Annotated in this window: 15 protein-coding genes, 1 tRNA gene and 1 pseudogene; 4 read left to right on the forward strand and 13 right to left on the reverse strand. The window is 63.2% G+C overall.

Translation table 11 applies throughout. The features are described from left to right. From AC0L2C_RS33565 to AC0L2C_RS33585, 5 genes and pseudogenes are all read right to left on the reverse strand, one after another. Positions 1-134, reverse strand: a pseudogene (locus AC0L2C_RS33565) (electron transfer flavoprotein subunit beta/FixA family protein); the annotation flags it as partial. Positions 135-467: 333 nt separating this feature from the next. Beyond that, complete coding sequence (locus AC0L2C_RS33570) at positions 468-1,262, reverse strand: rhomboid family intramembrane serine protease (RefSeq protein WP_473525465.1); 795 nt, start codon at positions 1,260-1,262, stop codon at positions 468-470. Between the two features lie 24 nt (positions 1,263-1,286). Further along, on the reverse strand, positions 1,287-1,868 hold the full coding sequence (locus tag AC0L2C_RS33575; protein WP_473525466.1) for a cob(I)yrinic acid a,c-diamide adenosyltransferase: 582 nt from the start codon (positions 1,866-1,868) through the stop codon (positions 1,287-1,289). Between the two features lie 29 nt (positions 1,869-1,897). Then, entirely contained in the window at positions 1,898-2,089 is a 192-nt protein-coding gene (locus AC0L2C_RS33580; RefSeq protein ID WP_023797244.1) for a twin transmembrane helix small protein, read from the reverse strand. A 23-nt stretch (positions 2,090-2,112) separates the two neighbouring features. Further along, the gene (locus tag AC0L2C_RS33585) at positions 2,113-2,979 is read right to left on the reverse strand and encodes an SDR family oxidoreductase (protein WP_128181675.1); all 867 of its coding nucleotides are present in this window, start codon (positions 2,977-2,979) and stop codon (positions 2,113-2,115) included. A gap of 57 nt (positions 2,980-3,036) precedes the next feature. Between AC0L2C_RS33585 and AC0L2C_RS33590 the strand changes: the two genes are divergently transcribed. Next, positions 3,037-3,888 (forward strand): YihY/virulence factor BrkB family protein, encoded by an 852-nt coding sequence (locus AC0L2C_RS33590; protein ID WP_473525467.1) that lies wholly within the window; start codon positions 3,037-3,039, stop codon positions 3,886-3,888. 49 nt (positions 3,889-3,937) lie between these two features. Here the strand turns inward: AC0L2C_RS33590 and AC0L2C_RS33595 are convergent, their stop codons facing one another. Together AC0L2C_RS33595 and gluQRS are read right to left on the reverse strand one after the other, a co-directional pair. Further along, the gene (locus tag AC0L2C_RS33595) at positions 3,938-4,813 is read right to left on the reverse strand and encodes a DMT family transporter (protein ID WP_128181671.1); all 876 of its coding nucleotides are present in this window, start codon (positions 4,811-4,813) and stop codon (positions 3,938-3,940) included. Between the two features lie 406 nt (positions 4,814-5,219). Beyond that, complete coding sequence (gene gluQRS / locus AC0L2C_RS33600) at positions 5,220-6,095, reverse strand: tRNA glutamyl-Q(34) synthetase GluQRS (RefSeq protein ID WP_128168696.1); 876 nt, start codon at positions 6,093-6,095, stop codon at positions 5,220-5,222. Positions 6,096-6,186: 91 nt separating this feature from the next. Between gluQRS and AC0L2C_RS33605 the strand changes: the two genes are divergently transcribed. Further along, entirely contained in the window at positions 6,187-6,828 is a 642-nt protein-coding gene (locus tag AC0L2C_RS33605) for a DNA-3-methyladenine glycosylase family protein (protein WP_023797249.1), read from the forward strand. Positions 6,829-7,057: 229 nt separating this feature from the next. Then, complete coding sequence (locus AC0L2C_RS33610; protein ID WP_023797250.1) at positions 7,058-7,615, forward strand: HNH endonuclease; 558 nt, start codon at positions 7,058-7,060, stop codon at positions 7,613-7,615. A gap of 157 nt (positions 7,616-7,772) precedes the next feature. Here AC0L2C_RS33610 and AC0L2C_RS33615 read toward each other — a convergent pair whose 3' ends face one another. Both AC0L2C_RS33615 and AC0L2C_RS33620 read right to left on the reverse strand, forming a co-directional pair. After that, entirely contained in the window at positions 7,773-8,291 is a 519-nt protein-coding gene (locus AC0L2C_RS33615) for a disulfide bond formation protein B (RefSeq protein ID WP_473525468.1), read from the reverse strand. An 89-nt stretch (positions 8,292-8,380) separates the two neighbouring features. Further along, a complete protein-coding gene (locus AC0L2C_RS33620) occupies positions 8,381-8,968 on the reverse strand; it encodes a YqaA family protein (RefSeq protein WP_091600122.1) in 588 nt (195 codons plus the stop codon). Between the two features lie 285 nt (positions 8,969-9,253). Between AC0L2C_RS33620 and AC0L2C_RS33625 the strand changes: the two genes are divergently transcribed. Further along, a tRNA-Leu gene (locus tag AC0L2C_RS33625) sits at positions 9,254-9,338 on the forward strand. Between the two features lie 100 nt (positions 9,339-9,438). Here AC0L2C_RS33625 and AC0L2C_RS33630 read toward each other — a convergent pair. The 4 genes from AC0L2C_RS33630 to secA form a co-directional block, all read right to left on the reverse strand. After that, positions 9,439-10,047, reverse strand: coding sequence for a hypothetical protein (locus AC0L2C_RS33630; RefSeq protein WP_128246128.1), 609 nt, complete (start codon positions 10,045-10,047; stop codon positions 9,439-9,441). 538 nt (positions 10,048-10,585) lie between these two features. After that, on the reverse strand, positions 10,586-11,866 hold the full coding sequence (locus AC0L2C_RS33635; protein WP_023797281.1) for a GNAT family N-acetyltransferase: 1,281 nt from the start codon (positions 11,864-11,866) through the stop codon (positions 10,586-10,588). Beyond that, a complete protein-coding gene (locus tag AC0L2C_RS33640) occupies positions 11,866-13,266 on the reverse strand; it encodes a lipopolysaccharide biosynthesis protein (protein ID WP_128246139.1) in 1,401 nt (466 codons plus the stop codon). Before AC0L2C_RS33640 ends, AC0L2C_RS33635 begins: the two co-directional genes overlap by 1 nt. Positions 13,267-13,639: 373 nt before the next feature. Next, positions 13,640-16,372, reverse strand: coding sequence for a preprotein translocase subunit SecA (gene secA, locus AC0L2C_RS33645; protein WP_287238173.1), 2,733 nt, complete (start codon positions 16,370-16,372; stop codon positions 13,640-13,642). Between the last annotated feature and the right edge of the window lie 383 nt (positions 16,373-16,755).

Consider the following 16,755-nt stretch of genomic DNA (forward strand, 5'->3'; position numbering starts at 1 on the left):
TCTTCGACCGCGATCTCGTCGAACGGGTTCATCGCCATCTTGACGTTGGCGAGTTCCACCGCCGAACCGTCAGCCTTCACACGAACCTTCACATTCGCATCCACAACCCGCTTCACGGGCACAAGGATCTTCATTTGCCTGTCACCTCTTTCACGATAGCCACCTCTTTCAAGATAGTCACCTTTTTCAAGATAATCGGCGCGCTATAGCAGCGTGCGCCTCTTCAGAGTTGTCGAAAGCCGACATTCCGGACGGAATTCTGGTCTCCGACCGTCTAAAGCGCGTCGCATTTGACTGACCTCACGCGACGCGCTTCAGGTTGTGTGTTTCATGCATGCCGTTATCGCAAAACCGCTGCACAGTTTTGCGCGACATGCATTGGTGTGGGAACGCTTCCGTAGTTGCGGCGATCCCGCACGTCAATATCCGGGGCGCGCCCAAATCATCCGCGCCGCACTCAAATCGGTTCAGTCCGGACTGGAGGCGGTTCCCCGTCCCCAGCGCAACGCCGGCAGCGGTTCGCCTGGCGCCGGCTCTGCGGCAACAGGCATTTGGCCGGCGACCACCGCTGCCTCTTCATCCGCACCGGCAAGCAGCGGTACGGCGCGGTTGCGCAAGATGAGCACCAGCACGGCCCCGGCGATGATGCCGCCGACATGGCAGGCCCAGGAAATCTGATCCTCGCCACCGGCGGCGAACATCACGATCTGGAACAGGATCCACAGGATGAGCGGGATGAAGGCCGGGATGCGCAGCGGAATGCGGGCGAAGGCCAGCACCCATACCTTTACCCTGGGATAGAGGATCAGATAGGCGGCGACCACGCCGGCAATGGCGCCTGAGGCGCCGATCAGCGGAACCTGCGAGTCCCACGCGATCAGGCCCTGGAAGAAGGCGCCGGCGATGGCGCAGAGCAGATAGAAGGCGAGAAAGCGGATATGACCGAGCGCGTCCTCGACATTGTCGCCGAACACCCACAGGAACAGCATGTTGCCGCCGAGATGGAAAATATCGGCATGCAGGAAGGAATAGGTGACGTAGCTCAGGCTCTCCGGGATCACGACAAACTGCGGAGCCAGTTCGGCGCTGTCATGGACGACCGACGGGATGAAGCCGAGCCCCAGCACAGCCGCGTTGGTGAACTGCTCGCCGCCAAGCGCGGTGGCGAAGTAGATGAGCGTATTGAACGCGATCAGGCCGATCGTGACATATTGCTGCTTGATGTGGCGCAGCCGGTTGGTGTCATAGAGCGGGATGAACATCGGACCCCCTCCGCCTCGGCAGATTCAGCGGTTTTTGCCGGGAACCCATAGCACGTCGGCGTTTCCATTGTCATTGATCGCGCGTGCGGCGACGAACAGAAAGTCCGATACGCGGTTGATGTATCTTATCGCCTCGCGGCTGACGTGCTCGCCTGGGGTTTGCGTCAAAGCCACCATGATGCGCTCGGCCCGCCGCGCCACCGTGCGGGCGAGGTGAAGGGCCGCCGCCGCCGGCGTGCCGCCGTTGAGCACGAAGGATTTGAGCGGCTGCAGGTCCTTGTTGAGCAGGTCGATGTCCTTTTCGACGCGGTCGGTCTGCACAGCGGTGATGCGCAGCGGCTCATAGCCGAGCGGCTTGCCGTCGTCCGGCACCGCCAGATCGGCGCCGAGGTCGAAAAGGTCGTTCTGGATTCGGCCGAGCATCGCGTCGATCGCCGGGTGTGTTGCCGCGGTGTGGATGCGGGCCATGCCGATGCAGGCATTGGCTTCGTCGATCGTGCCATAGGCGTCGATGCGCAGATCGGATTTCAGCCGCCGTTCACCGGTGCCAAGGCCGGTGGTGCCGTCGTCGCCCGTGCGGGTGTAGATCTTGTTGAGCTTGACCACGCTCTGCCTCCCGAAATCGCCACCCCTCGTCACTTGCGGGTGAAATACACCGCCAGCATGATCAGCACCAATGCCACGAACTGCAGCAGCACGCGCGTCTGCATCAGCTTGTTGGAGGTCATGCCGGAGCCGCCGCGCATCATGTTGATGAGGCCGCGGATCAGCACGATGACCACGGCGACCATGACGAGGACAGCGAGGATGTTGAAGACGGTTGCCATAGTGTGTTTCCAGTCGATTGTGTTCAGGCGCGTTTGGCAAGCAGGCGGTAGAGCATTGATGCCGGCAGGATGCGTTTGAGGACGACGCCGATCCTGGCCGGCACCGTTACCACATAATGCGGATGCGGGCGCCGCGACAGAAGCGCATGGCGCAAGGCCGCATGAACCACCTCCGGCCCTGGCTTCAGCCGTGACGTGCTGCCGCCGGCCTGCAGCCGTTGCAGCTGCGCCTCATAGGCGAGGCGGTGGACGGAATTCTCACGGTCGATATTCCTGAGAAACCACACAAGGCCGTTGCTGGCGATCTTCGATGTGACCGGCCCCGGCTCGATCAGCGAGACATGGATGCCGCTGCCCTGGAGTTCCTGATGCATGCACAGCATCAGCCCTTCGATCGCGTGCTTCGACGCCGAATAGGCGCCGCGAAAAGGCAGCGGTGCCAGGCCGAGGATCGAGGAGCAGTGGACAAGACGGCCATGGCCCTGGCGGCGCATCACCGGCACGACACGGCGGGTGAGGTCATGCCAGCCGAAGACATTCGCCTCGAATTGCTCCCTGAGCGCTGCGACCGGCAGGTCCTCGACGGCGCCAGGCTGGGCGTAGGCGCCGTTGTTGAACAGGGCATCGAGCTGTCCGCCGGTCCGCTCCAGCACCGACGCCACCAGCGTCTCGATGGATCCCGGTTCGCAATAATCCAGATAGAAAGCCTCGATGCCGTCGGCCTCGAGGGCGGCGATGTCCTCCGGCTTGCGTGCCGTCGCGAACACCCGCCAGCCTTCCGCCTTCAGCGCCCGGGTGCAATAGGCGCCTATCCCGGAAGAAGCTCCGGTGACGATGATGGTGCGCAACTCTTCTCCAGGAGGAAGCGTGCTTTGACCTAGGCTTGCCATTTGCCGCAATCCCTTCCCATATTCGCGGCGTCGAGACAATCGAAGGGAGCGCGGTTCTTGTTGCGGAAGATCGTAGCCCTCAAGCGCGTGCTCTATGACGCGGTCGGCCATTTCGATGCAGACGATGGCTGGGCGATGGCCAGTCATCTGGCGATCACGGCGCTGATGGCGCTGTTCCCTTTTCTGATTTTCGCCACGACGCTGGCCAGCTTCCTCGGCGCACAGGCTTTCGCCGACACCGCCGTTCATATCGTCTTCGACACCTGGCCCGAGCAGATCGCCGAGCCGATCGCGCGCGAAGTGCTCAACGTGCTCACCGTGCAGCGCACCGACCTGTTGACCTATGGCGTGCTGCTTGCCGCCTTCTTCGCCTCGAACGGCATCGAGGCGCTGCGCACCTCGCTCAACCGCGCCTACCGCGTTTCCGAAACGCGAGGCATCATCTACCGCCGGGTACAGAGCATCGCCTTCGTGCTGATCGCCACGGCAGGTTTTCTGGCGATCAGCGTGCTTCTGGTGTTTGCGCCGTTGCTGGCGCGGCTGGCCGAGGCCAATTTCGAATGGGTAAAACCCTATATGGGAACGATCACGCTGTGGCGTTACATCATCGCCTCGGTCGTCATCGTCGGCGGGCTGTTCGCGGTGCATTACTGGCTGCCTGCGGGCAAGCGCCGCTTCGTCTCGATCATACCGGGCATCATCTTCACGCTGATTGCCTGGCTTATCGGGTCGACCATCTTCGCCGCCTATCTCGACCGTTTCTCGTCCTATGTGACGACCTATGCCGGCCTTGCCTCGATCATGGTCGCGGTCGTCTTCCTCTATATGGTCTCGGCGATCTTCATTCTCGGCGGTGAACTCAATGCCGCGATCAGCCGCTATCTGGAGGCACGCGCGCGAGTTGGCTGATTCTTGTTTTGAGCATGATCTTTCCGAAACCCGGTCCCACTTTTCGGGATCATGCTTTGGTCGGCTGAGCGGTTGCCAACCCGACGCCGAGCGTCGCGATCGCCATGCCGACGATCTGGACCAAGTTCAACTGTTCGCCGAACAACAGCCAGGCGATGACCGCGGTGACGGCCGGGACCAGATAGAACAGCGAAGCGACTTTCGACATCTCGCCGTCGCGGATCATCACCATCAACAGGAAGATGGCGCCGATCGACAGCACCAGCACCAGCCATGCCATGGCGAAGATCAACTCGCCATTGACGATGACGGTTCGCGTCTCGAAAGCGAGCGAGGCCAAAGCCATCACCGATGCACCGCCGACATATTGCCAAGTGGTGGCCGCCACGAGATCGCCGCCGGAGGCGAAGCGCTTCTGCCAGATCGTGCCGGCGCTCATGCCAAGCACCGAGACAAGCGAGGCGGCCAGCGTCTCGGCCGTCACGCCGCCGCCGAGCGTTCCGAGCTTCGGCCAAAGCACGATGACCACGCCGGCAAGTCCGACAGTGAGGCCGGCCCAATGGCGCGGCAGGATCGCCTCGCCGAGAAATCGGCCGGCCATCACTGCGGTGATCAGCGGCTGCAGCCCGACGATCAAGGCCGATAACCCGGCCGGCATGCCCCTGTGGATGGCCCAGAACACGCCGCCGAGATAGACGCCATGCATCAGGATGCCGGCGCCGGTCGCGTGAAACGCCTCCTTGCGCGTCGCTCGCCTGGAGCCGAGTGCTGCCATCAAGGCGGCCAACAGCACGGCGGCCAGCACGAAACGAGCGGCCAGGAAGGTGAAAGGCTCGGCCCACGGCATGGCATAACGCGCGCCGATGAAGCCGGTCGCCCACAGGACGACAAAGGAGGCGGGGATGAACCGCTTGATGCTGCGCATTTTTGAAAGGCTGCCGCGTGCTCGGTGAGGGGTTTTGTACGGGACTGCTGTAATGCGGTTCAACCCTGCTAGCAAAACCAAACGGTTGATCCATAGGCTCATCCGAATTGAAGGATGCGCCCTGGATCAGGGAGGATCAAAACATGATCCAGTTCCACTCGGATAAATGCTCATCTGTCGTGATCCTTCGCGCCCCCCTCTGTCCTGCCGGACATCTCCCCCACTTGGGGGGAGATTGGCAGCTTTGGCGTACCGCTCGCTCCCGCGACGGTGGCGGTTCGCGAAGGCGGTGGTGACGGCGATCTCCCCCCTTGTGGGGGAGATGTCCGGCAGGACAGAGGGGGGCGCCTCGCTCCGCCATCAAAGGTTCTGCACCGTCGTGACGTTCTGAGGTAACGGAATTGATTTAAATCCCAACCAGCCGCCGGACGTCTTCCGGTGATGCGCCGGCCTCGCGCAAGGCGGCAAGGCCGGTATCGGCAAAACTCTTCGACAGCTTTCGTCCGTCCGGGCCCAGGACCAGACGATGGTGGAAGTAGCCTGATTGCGGCAGGCCGAGGAGTTCCTGGAGCAGGCGCTGCACGCCGGTGGCGGAATAGAGGTCCTGGCCGCGCACCACATGGCTGACGCCTTGCAGCGCGTCGTCGACGACGACGGCGAGATGATAGCTTGTCGGGATTTCACGGCGCGCCACGATCACGTCGCCCCAGTCCTGCGGCCGGGCTTCTATCGTGCGTGTCGCGGAAAGGCTTTCATCGGAAAATTCCAGCCATGACAGACCCGTGCCGACGCGCGCCACCGCAGCATCGACGTCGAGCCGCCAGGCGAAGGGCACATTCTCGGCCATCCGTTGCTGGCGTTCCTTCATAGTCAGCGCCTTGTCGACGGCGGGATAGAGCGGCACCCCGTCCGGGTCGCGCGGCCAGTCGCGGCCGCGCCTTTCGCGGTCGGCAATGAAGGCGCGGATTTCGCCACGGCTCATGAAAGCCGGGTAGACGAGTTCCTCGCTGATCAGCCGATCGAGCACCGCCTGATAGTCTAAAAAATGCTCGGACTGGCGGCGCACCGGTTGTTCCCAGCCAAGCCCGAGCCATTCCAGGTCGCGAAAAATACCGGCCTCGAATTCCGGTGTGCAGCGCGTCGTATCGATGTCTTCGACGCGCAGCAACAGCCGCCCGCCGGTTGCGCTGGCCAACTTTTGATTGAGCAGCGCCGAATAGGCATGGCCGAGATGCAGTTCGCCATTCGGGCTCGGCGCGAAACGGAATGTCAGGAGTGTCATCGTTCGGCGGCAATCGGGTTGTGCGGCGCTTTCGCCAGTTGCTACTTTGCGCCTGATTACATCTGCCACTTTGGGCCGGGAACAAGCAGACATGCAACGCATCGCCACGCTCGACGACGTCTCGCAAGGGCTCGACGCACTCTGCCTGCTCGACCCGCGCCTGGAAAAGGTGCGCGGCATGGCCGGCGAGGTGCCGCTTCGGCTGTCTGAGCCGGGGTTCAGAAGCCTTGCCTCGATCATCGTCTCGCAGCAGGTATCCCGCGCCAGCGCCGACGCGATTTTCGGGCGGCTGACAAAACTCGTCGATCCGCTGACGCCGCAAGCCATCCTTGCCGCTGACGAAGCCATCTTTCGCGAAGCCGGACTGTCGCGGCCGAAACAGCGCGGGCTGATCGCCGTCGCCCAGGCGGTGGTCGATGGGCTCGACCTCGATCATCTCTGTTTGCTCGACGCCGCGGAGGCGATCGCGGCGATGACCAAGGTGTCAGGCATCGGTCCGTGGACGGCGGAAGTCTATCTTCTGTTCGCCGCCGGCCACCCCGACGTCTTCCCGGCACGCGACGTTGCCCTGCAGAGCGCGGTCGGCCACGCGCTCGGCATCGACCCGCGCCCGCCCGAGAAAACGCTGATCAAGCTCGCCGAATCATGGAGCCCGTGGCGCGGTGTCGCATCACGGCTTTTTTGGGCGTATTATCGTGAAACCCGGGGCAGGGACGCCGCGCCGCCTGGCTGAATCCGTAAGAAAGCATGAAAATCATGCATTTTTAGCGCTGCGATTGATCGACAAGCCGCTTCACATCCCTGTCATGTCGGGCTTACAGTATCCGCGCCGACAGGCTACAGCGCCGCGCATCCGACTGGATGCGCAAAGGACGCTGTAAGACTTTTGAATCTGTGCATGATCCTTTCCGAAAATCGATTCGATTTTCGGGGTCATGCACTGGACCAAGGAGGTCAATGACGTGACGGTTGCCGTATCTCCGGATGGGCTTCCAGCACTGGTGCTGAACGCGGATTACCGTCCGCTCAGCTATTACCCCCTGTCGCTCTGGTCGTGGCAGGACGCCATCAAGGCGGTGTTCCTCGAGCGGGTCAATATCGTCGCCGAATACGAGCACGCGGTGTCGTCGCCGACCTTCTCGATGAAGTTGCCGAGCGTCGTCAGCCTGAAAGCTTATGTGAAGCCATCGCGGCATCCGGCCTTCACCCGCTTCAACGTCTTCCTGCGCGACCGTTTCCAGTGTCAGTATTGCGGCACGCCGGAGGATCTGACCTTCGACCATGTCGTTCCCCGCCATCGCGGCGGCGCAACGACGTGGGAGAATGTCGTCGCCGCCTGCTCGCCCTGCAATCTGAGGAAAGGCGGCATGATGCCGGCGCACGCCAAGATGTGGCCGCTGCAGAAACCTTTTCAGCCGACGGTGCATGATCTGCACAACAATGGCCGCCTGTTCCCGCCCAACCATCTGCATGAAAGCTGGATGGATTATCTCTACTGGGATGTCGAACTGGAGCCATAGAGTTCGGCAGAAATCCGCCATGCCGGTCGCCTGACGCAGCTTTCTGCGCTTCCGTTGCTCTGCTCACGTACTGTAAGTACGCTCCGCTCCGGTTCTCGAAACCCACGTCATGCGCTCCGGCCTGACGAATTTCTGGACGAACTCTGCGCTGTGCAGCTCAGCCGCGGGCAAAGGCGCCGCGGAAGGCGATGATTGCCAGGACAAAGCTGGCGATGGCGTTCCAGCCGGCCAGCGACAGGCCAAGGATGCGCACGGCCGCCTTGTCGCAGGAGGGCGGGACGAATCTGTCGAGCGCATCGAGCACGCCCTTGCCGCCGGTATCGACCGGACCGGCAGCCGCTGCACAGTCGGTCGGCCCCGGCCACCACGCCCATTCGACACCGGAGTGATAGACGCCGAGATAGACGCCGTAGACCATCAGCAGGCCGCCGACGGCCAGCAGGCCGCGTGTCAGCCACGCGGGGGCGCGCAATGTCGACGCAGCCGCCGCCAGCAGCATCAGCGGCACGCCGATGTAATAGGGGGTGCGTTGCTCCAGGCAGAGCTTGCAGGGGATGTAGCCGCCGAGATGCTGGAAGGCCAGCGCTGAGCCGACGGTGGCGGTCATGGCGGCGGCGAGGAACAACGCCGTCCGCATGCGCTGGCGTCCAGGGTCGGCATTCACGGTCGCTGTCATCGATCTGCCGTTCGCCTTGTTGTTGAGCATCTTTTCCGAAAGCCGGCGCCCACTTTTTGCTACGCTGACCTTCGGTTCGGGATCATGCTCTAAAACGCGTATTTGACGACGATATAGAGCGAAATCAGGGCAGCGGCGCCAGCGCCGGCGATCATGCCGAGGCGTTTTTCGATGAACTCGCGGATCGGTTCGCCATAGCGGCGCAGCAGCCAGGCGAGGAACAGGAAGCGGGCGCCGCGCGCCACGATCGCCAGCACGATGAACAGCAGCAAAGGCGTGCCGATGACGCCGGACAGGATCGTCACCACCTTGATCGGCGGCAGATGGGCGAGGCCGGAGGTGATCAGCATCAGGACGATGAATCCGGTGCCCGCCGAGACGCGCAGTGTCTCGAAGTCGTCATACTTACCGTAGAATTCAAGGATCGGCCGCGCCACCGAGTCATAGGCGTAGTGGCCGATGTACCAGCCGGCTATGCCACCCAGAACGGAGGCCAGCGTGGCGACCAGCGCGTAGCGATAGGCGCGATCCGGCCGCGACAGCGCCATAGGCAGATAGAGCACATCGGCCGGCACCAGAAACACCGAGCTTTCGACGAAAGCGATGAAGGCCAGCCACCATTCGGCGGATTTCTTCGCCGCCAGCGACAAGGTCCAGTCGTAAAGTCCGCGAAGCATCGGCACTCCTGATGCACGTCGCCCAAAATGCGCAGCGCCTTTGGGACAACAATGCATAAAAACCAAGACCAAAAGCGCGCCAGATGAATCTCTCCAGACGCGACGCGCTTCAATGCGCTGCCTGTCTAGAAAGATTTTTCGCGCCGCACAATGGCCGTAGCTTCACGAAATCGAAAGGCCGCGGCCGAGCGAAAGCCACATGCCCGGAATTGGCCACCCCGAATTGGCCAGTTGACGAACAGGCCTCCAACCGTATAGTCCGCCCATCCAGGCCGCCCGGCCTGAGCCCCTATGGCGGAATTGGTAGACGCGCTCGACTCAAAATCGAGTTCCGCAAGGAGTGCTGGTTCGATCCCGGCTAGGGGCACCATTTTCTACCCGAGACACCTTGAAAGCTCGGTGGGAGGTTATCCCAGCCGCACCTGGGATACCCCAATTGAGGCCGGGCCATTGCGTAGACTAAGTCGCCATTACATCGGCCCCGGCACCATCTTGGTCGGCTGCTCCGGCATCGGAAACGCGTAATTGTCGCATTTCACGTCGGGGTTCGTCGGGCTGAACATTCCAAGTGGGTTGTCTTTGAACAGCCAGACGTGAAGATCGTAATGGTAGAACTCCACCGGAATAAGCGGATAATGCCCCTCCATCGGCCCCTGGAACGTCTGTCCAAACAGTTTCGGCGGCTCCTTGGTGTCGGGCGTCAGCGGAACAAGCCATTCCACGGCCACCAGGCGCAAGCCGCCGTCGACCGGCTCATAGATAAGGACATTGGGGCGCGCCGGATCTGGTGTCGGGCTGACGCTCGCGACGTTGACGAAATGAATGCCCATCGCGCCCTTCGGGTAATCCATAGCTCCAGCCACTTTTTCGCCGCTGTAATAAACGCATCCGACCGTCGACAGGTAGAGGTCGCGAATGGCGGCCTTGTAGTCTTCGTACTTCGAAAGCGATTGTTTCAGGGCATCGATCTCGACCTTGCCGGGCTCGGCGGCCTGACCCGCGGCCGCAGTCAGGCAGGCGCCGATGAGGCCGGTCAAAGCGAGAATACTGCGACGCCTGAAGTGAATTGTTTTCGTCATGCATTCCTCCCAGATTTTTGTTCTGGCCGTGCAGGACCGAGGCGGCAATGATGCTGGTTGCGCGGCCGAGATTGTCGCCGATGCTAATCCTTTCCGCTGGTTGGGAGAATTAACCCTGATGACCTAGGCCTTCGACACAGTTCTTCGACTGAGTCTGAAAGGGACTGCGGACGGTCGCTGCCGCCGGCCTGCAGCTGCCAATTTCCAGCGCTGGTGATTAGCGTAAGCCCCCTGCGCCTTCGTCATTCCCAGGCCGGAGCAAGGAGCGAAGCGACGCGGCGGCGCGGTAGACCAGGCGATGGTCCTGGATGATGGGCCGCGACCATCAGCCGTCGCTGCCCCTCTCTGCCTTCTCCCCTTGTGGGGCCCGAAGGGCGGGCGAGGCCCGTGACTCGCCCCGGGCGGTGGATTGGCGCGCAGCGCCAAGACGGTTGCTGGACGGAGCGCTGTGGGTGCCACTGGAGCACCCCTCATCCGACCTCGCTTCGCGAGGCCACTTTCTCCCACAACAAGGGGAGAAGGGGAGCCGCACTTTGCCCTACCGCCGTCCCAGCAAGCTCTTCACCCGGTTGCGCAGCAGGCGCGCCATGTTGCGGGTTTCGCGGTAGAGGTGGATCTGCGACGCCGCCTGGCGGGCGAGGCGGTCGGCGTCCGGCGTCAGGCCGAGGACCAGCGTGCCGATCGGCCGGCGCTCCGTCCATAGCCGGCTCATCACCGGATGGTCGGGCACGGCGCAGGAATCGGTCATCATGATGTTGGGATCGTCGAGATGCTGCCTGGTCACCTCGATCATCAGCAGCGTGCCCGGCGAATAGGCGGCGAGCGTCTCGTCATAGGCCGTCTTCCAGGTGTAGGCGACGCCGGCCTCGACGAAGACGACCAGGCAAGCGATGGTGCGGTCATCGAGCGTCAGTGAATGGATGCGGCACAGGTCGCGTTCGGCCAGCCGGTGCACCGCCTCGCGGGCAAAGGCGGCGCGGTAGCGGTCGATGGCCATGGCGGTGCGCTCGCGGCCTTTCCAGCCGGCGGCCTCAAGCGTCAAAAAACGCTCGATGGCATGGCGGATGTTTTCCGGTCCGCGCGCCACCTGATGCTCCAGCCTGCCCAGGTCGGCGAGGCGGCGTTTTAGGCGGCGGAACTCGCGATAATGGTGCGAGCGCAGCGAGGCCTTCAGATACTCATCGCCGTCGATCTCGCTTTCGAGCATCGGCCGTTCGGCCTTGCCGGTGGTGACCAGCGTCAGGCCACGCGTCTCGGCGACGGTGGCCAGCAGGCTGGCCACCGGGCCGTCGAGCCGGATGTCGGGCAGCACGAAGACTTTTGGCAATTTGAGATGCGGCCGCGACAGCATCGCGAAGAAATCCTCGATGACGCCGACGGGATCGTCGCGGTCGACCAGCGGCGTGCCGATCGGCCCGAACGGGCTCGACCATGTGCGCATCACCCGCACGCCGAGCGGCGTCGCCGGCCGCTCCACCGAGAACGGCACCAGCAAGCGCAGCCGGTTGCGGTATTCGTCGCCGTCGCGGATGACCGCCAGCCGCACCTCGCGGTCTTCCAGTCGCGGCATGGCGGGTGCCAGGAAGCGCGGGTTGAAGAACACGTTGGGCTCGATCGTGCGGGCGCAGAGATAGTCGAGTTCCTCGACCAGGTCGAAGCCGGCGGAGGCGGCGTAAATTGCCAGTTTGCGCTGGGGCCGGCCGTTGGCCAACAATTCGATATGGGCGGGATCGGCTTCGCGGGCGAGCCCGGCGAGGCCCGACACCAGGGCGCCGGCCGGGCCGCCGCTGGTTTCCTCGAGCAACGGGATGGCAGCCATCACGCGGCTCCTTTGGCGGCTACGAAAATGACCATGACGATGCCGAGCCTGCGCCAGACCGTGAAGGACAGCGCGCCGGCTTCGAAGATCATCGCGAAGGCGGTGGCCATCGCCGCGCCCCACAGGCCGAAAAGCGGGATCAGCACCAGATTGAGGCCGATGTTGAAGGCCAGCGTCATGGCGTAGACGGCGGCGCAGATATTCTGGTTGCCGCTCATGGTGAGCAGGCTTTCGCAGGGGCCGACGGCGGCGCGGGCGACGACGCCGAAGACCAGCAGGAACAACAGCGGGTAGCCGGCAACGAATTCAGGCCCGAACAAGCTCAGCATCGGCTCGCCCAGCACCAGCACCAGCAGCGCCATCAACAGCGATGGCCAGAACGTCCACGACACGGTTTCGCGGGCGAAGGCGGCGAGCTTTTCGGGCTCGCCATGGGTGAATTGCGCGTAGCGCTGGGCAACGCCCGCCTTGACCGCAAAATAGACGAAATGCACCAGCGCCAGCGTCTTGACCGTGGCGAAATAGACGGCGACGTCGTTGGGATTCATATAGGCGCCGACCATCAGCACGTCGGCATTGGTGAGCAGGAAGAAGAAGCCTTCGACAAGGAAGATCGGCAGCGACACGAGGAACCATTGCGCGAAATGCAGCTTCCTCGGCCCGGCCGGGATTTTTTTGCCGATGCGCGCAGTGATGCCGATGAGCTGGCCGAGCGTGGTGGCATAGGTGGCGGCGATCGAGGCGAAGATCGCCGTCCTGGCATCGGGCGCAAAGCCGACCAGAAGCATCAGCGCCATCAGCGCCAGGATCAGCACCGGCCGCACCAGATAAGTCGGCGCCAGCGCAAACAGCGCCCATGAGTTGGCCCGCGCCAGCCCCTGCAGCAGATCGGACATGGCGATCATCGGCATGCAGATGAGGCCGAGAATGAACGGCACGACATAGTAGTTCTCGATAAACGGCGAGAGCAGCCAGACGCCGAGCGCGCCCAGTCCGGCGATCGCCGTCGAGGCGACCAGCACGAACAGGCGGCTGGTCAGCACGATGCCGCGCAGTTCGGCCAGCATGTTGCGCTCGCGATATTCGGGAATGAAGCGGATGATCGAGGTGTGGAAGCCGAGGCAGGCGAGATTGCCGACGATCACCATCGTCACCCAGACAAGGACAAAAATGCCATACTCGAACGAGCCCATCCAGCGCGCCATCAGCACCTGACTGACGAAAGCGATGACGGCGCTGACGATGCGGATGGAAAAGGCGATCAGCGACATGCGGCTGGCTTCGCCGCGCTCGTCGGCGGTGAACAGCACGGCATCGATGCGGCCAAGCAGCGGCTTTGCGCGCAGCGCAAGGCGCTGCGGCAGGAACCGCCCGGCTGTCGTCGCCGCGGAAAAGCGCACCCTGATCACACTCCGTTCTCGGCTTCTTTTCGGGTCTAGGTGTAGTCAAAACACATTAAGAAACGGTTGGGTGGGAGGTAGGAGTGTTCCCTTCTCCCCGTTCACGGGGAGAAGGGAACGGCAGGCGGATGAGGGGCGCCGGCTTTGTGCCATGTTCACCGTTCGCGGCAGAACGCGACGAAACGACAGGCCAGCTGATGGAAAGAAATAAGAGCTGAAGGCCCATTTCCGGTGTCGACGGGACAGCGCCCCCTCTCGCCAGCGGCCATCCCCCCACGGGTGGGGAGATTGGCTAACCGTGGGCGTTGGCGTCGCCCCTCATCCGCCCTTCGGGCACCTTCTCCCCGTGAACGGGGAGAAGGGAAGTGGGTGCTTACGCGAACGCCCCGTGGCAATGCTTGTACTTTTTCCCTGACCCGCACGGGCAGGCCTCGTTGCGGCCGACCTTGCCCCAGGTGGCGGGGTTTTGCGGGTCGCGGTTCTCGGGGGCGACGGTGGCGTGGGTCTCCTGGCGAACCAGAAGGCCGGTCTCGCCGCCATCAAAATCGTCCTCGCCGGTGGTGCCGTCGAGATGACTGCCGAACATGTCGGGCGCCTCGGGCGGCGGCGCTTCGGCGGCTTGGCGGACCAGCTCGACGCGCATCAATTGCGCGGTGACGGCCTGGCGCAGATTGCCCAGCATCGCCTGGAACAGCTCGAACGCCTCGCCCTTGTATTCCTGCAGCGGATCGCGCTGGGCGTAGCCGCGGAAGCCGACGACCGAGCGCAGGTGGTCGAGGTTGACGATGTGCTCGCGCCACAGATGGTCGAGCGTCTGCAGCACCACGGAGCGCTCGACATAGGCCATCACGTCGGGGCCGAAGCGCTCTGCACGCTCCTTGGCAGCGGTCTCGGCGGCCTGGCTGATGCGCTCGCGGATGTCGTCCTCGGCAATGCCCTCTTCCTTCACCCAGTCCTCGATTGGCAGGTCGAGATTGAGGAATTCGGCGACCTCAGCCTTGAGGCCAGCGACGTTCCACTGCTCGGCATAGGCGTTTTCGGGAATAGCCTTGGCGACGACCTCCTCGATGACGCCCTCGCGCATTTCGGCGATGGTCTCGGACAGGCCTTCACCGTCCATCAGCTCGAGGCGCTGCTCGAACACCACCTTGCGCTGGTCGTTCGAGACGTCGTCATATTTCAGCAGGTTCTTGCGGATGTCGAAGTTGCGCGCCTCGACCTTCTTCTGCGCCTTTTCCAGCGCCTTGTTGATCCAGGGGTGGATGATCGCCTCGTCTTCCTTGAGGCCAAGCTTCTGCAGCATGCCGTCCATGCGCTCGGAGCCGAAGATGCGCATCAGATCGTCCTGCAGCGACAGGAAGAATTTTGAGCGCCCGGGATCGCCCTGGCGGCCCGAGCGGCCGCGCAACTGGTTGTCGATGCGGCGCGATTCATGGCGTTCGGTGGCGAGCACGTAGAGGCCGCCGGCGGCGAGCGCCTTCTCCTTCAGCCGGGCGACGTCGTCGCGGATTGCCTTTTCCCTGGCGTCGCGCTCGGGGCCGGCCGGCATGTCGCCAAGCTCCTCGGCGATGCGCATGTCGGCATTGCCGCCGAGCTGGATGTCGGTGCCGCGGCCGGCCATGTTGGTGGCAATGGTGATGGCGCCGGGTTTTCCCGCCTGGGCGACGATCGCCGCCTCGCGCTCATGGTGGCGGGCGTTCAGCACCTCGAAATCGGTAAAACCTTCCTTGCGCAGGCGTGCGGCCAGCAGCTCGGATTTCTCGATCGAGGTGGTTCCGACCAAGGTAGGCTGGCCTTTTTCGCGGGCTTCCTTGATCTCCCTGACGATCGCCTTGTACTTCTCCTCGACGGTCCGGTAGACCTCGTCGTCCTCGTCAATACGGATGACCGGCAGATTGGTCGGGATCTCGGTGACGTCGAGATTGTAGATGTTGGCGAATTCCTCGGCCTCGGTCAGCGCCGTGCCGGTCATGCCGGCGAGCTTCTTGTAGAGGCGGAAATAGTTCTGGAAGGTGACGGAGGCGAGCGTCTGGTTCTCGGGCTGGATCGCCACATGCTCCTTGGCCTCGAGCGCCTGGTGCAGGCCTTCCGAATAGCGGCGGCCCGGCATCATGCGGCCGGTGAATTCGTCGATAATGACGATCTCGCCGTTGCGCACGATGTAGTCCTTGTCCTTCTGGAACAGCTGGTGCGCCTTGAGCGCATTGTTGACGTGGTGGACGATGGCGACGTTCTCGACGTCGTAGAGCGACTCGCCCTTGAGCAGGCCGGCGTCGCGCAAAAGGTTTTCCAGCTTCTCGGTGCCTTCCTCGGTAAAGATCGAGGTCTTCTGCTTCTCGTCGATCTCATAGTCGGCCGGCTCGAGCTTCAGCATGAAGGCGTCGATGGTATTGTACATTTCCGAGCGATCCTCGAGCGGACCGGAAATGATCAGCGGCGTGCGCGCCTCGTCGACGAGGATGGAATCGACCTCGTCGACGATCGCGTAGCTGTGGCCGCGCTGCACCATCTGGGCGCGCTCGTATTTCATATTGTCGCGCAGATAGTCGAAGCCGAGCTCATTGTTGGTGGCGTAGGTGACGTCGGCGGCGTAGGCGGCATGGCGTTCCTCGTCGGACAGGCCATGGACGATGACGCCGACGGTAAGGCCGAGGAATTTGTAGACGCGGCCCATCCATTCGGAGTCGCGTGTGGCAAGATAGTCGTTGACGGTGACGACATGGACGCCTTTGCCGGCGAGCGCGTTGAGATAGACGGGCAGCGTGGCGACCAGCGTCTTGCCCTCGCCGGTGCGCATCTCGGCGATGCCGCCATTGTGCAGCACCATGCCGCCGATCAGCTGCACGTCGAACGGGCGCATGCCGAGCACGCGGCGCGCCGCTTCGCGCACGGTGGCGAAGGCCGGCACCAGGAGATCGTCGAGACTGGCGCCGTTGGCGACGTCCTGGCGGAATTTTTCCGTGCGGGCCGTCAGTTCGGCATCGGAGAGCGCCCGCATCTCGTTTTCCATGGCGTTGATCGCTTCGACACGCGGTCGGGTCGACTTGACCCGGCGATCGTTGGAGGAGCCGAAAACCTTACGGGCGAGACCGCCAAAACTGACCATTCAATGGTCCTTTCGATAGCATTCCAAGTCGTTGCGACGGGTGCCGGCCGGCCCCATCAAATCCACGTGAAACGCGGACAAACGCAAAAAGCGCCCGGAAAACGGTTCTGGACGCAAAGTCGTTGGACAGATAAGAGGGGGCTCAATCGATGTCAACGGCGCGCTGGCCCTGACGACCGTGCCAAATTCCGCCACAATCCGGCTGGTCTGGAAGCCATCCCGCCCTAGCTATCCCCCATTGGAGTTAATCGTATGTCCTTATTGTTCCGCCGCGCGTCGCTCGCCAGCCTTGGCCTGGCATTCGGGCTGACGGCGCTGTCGCTGTCGCCAGCGATGGCGCAGGACACCGCGCCCGCCCAACCAGCCCCCGCCCAGCCGGGCGC

Source organism: Mesorhizobium sp. WSM4845, assembly GCF_055811455.1.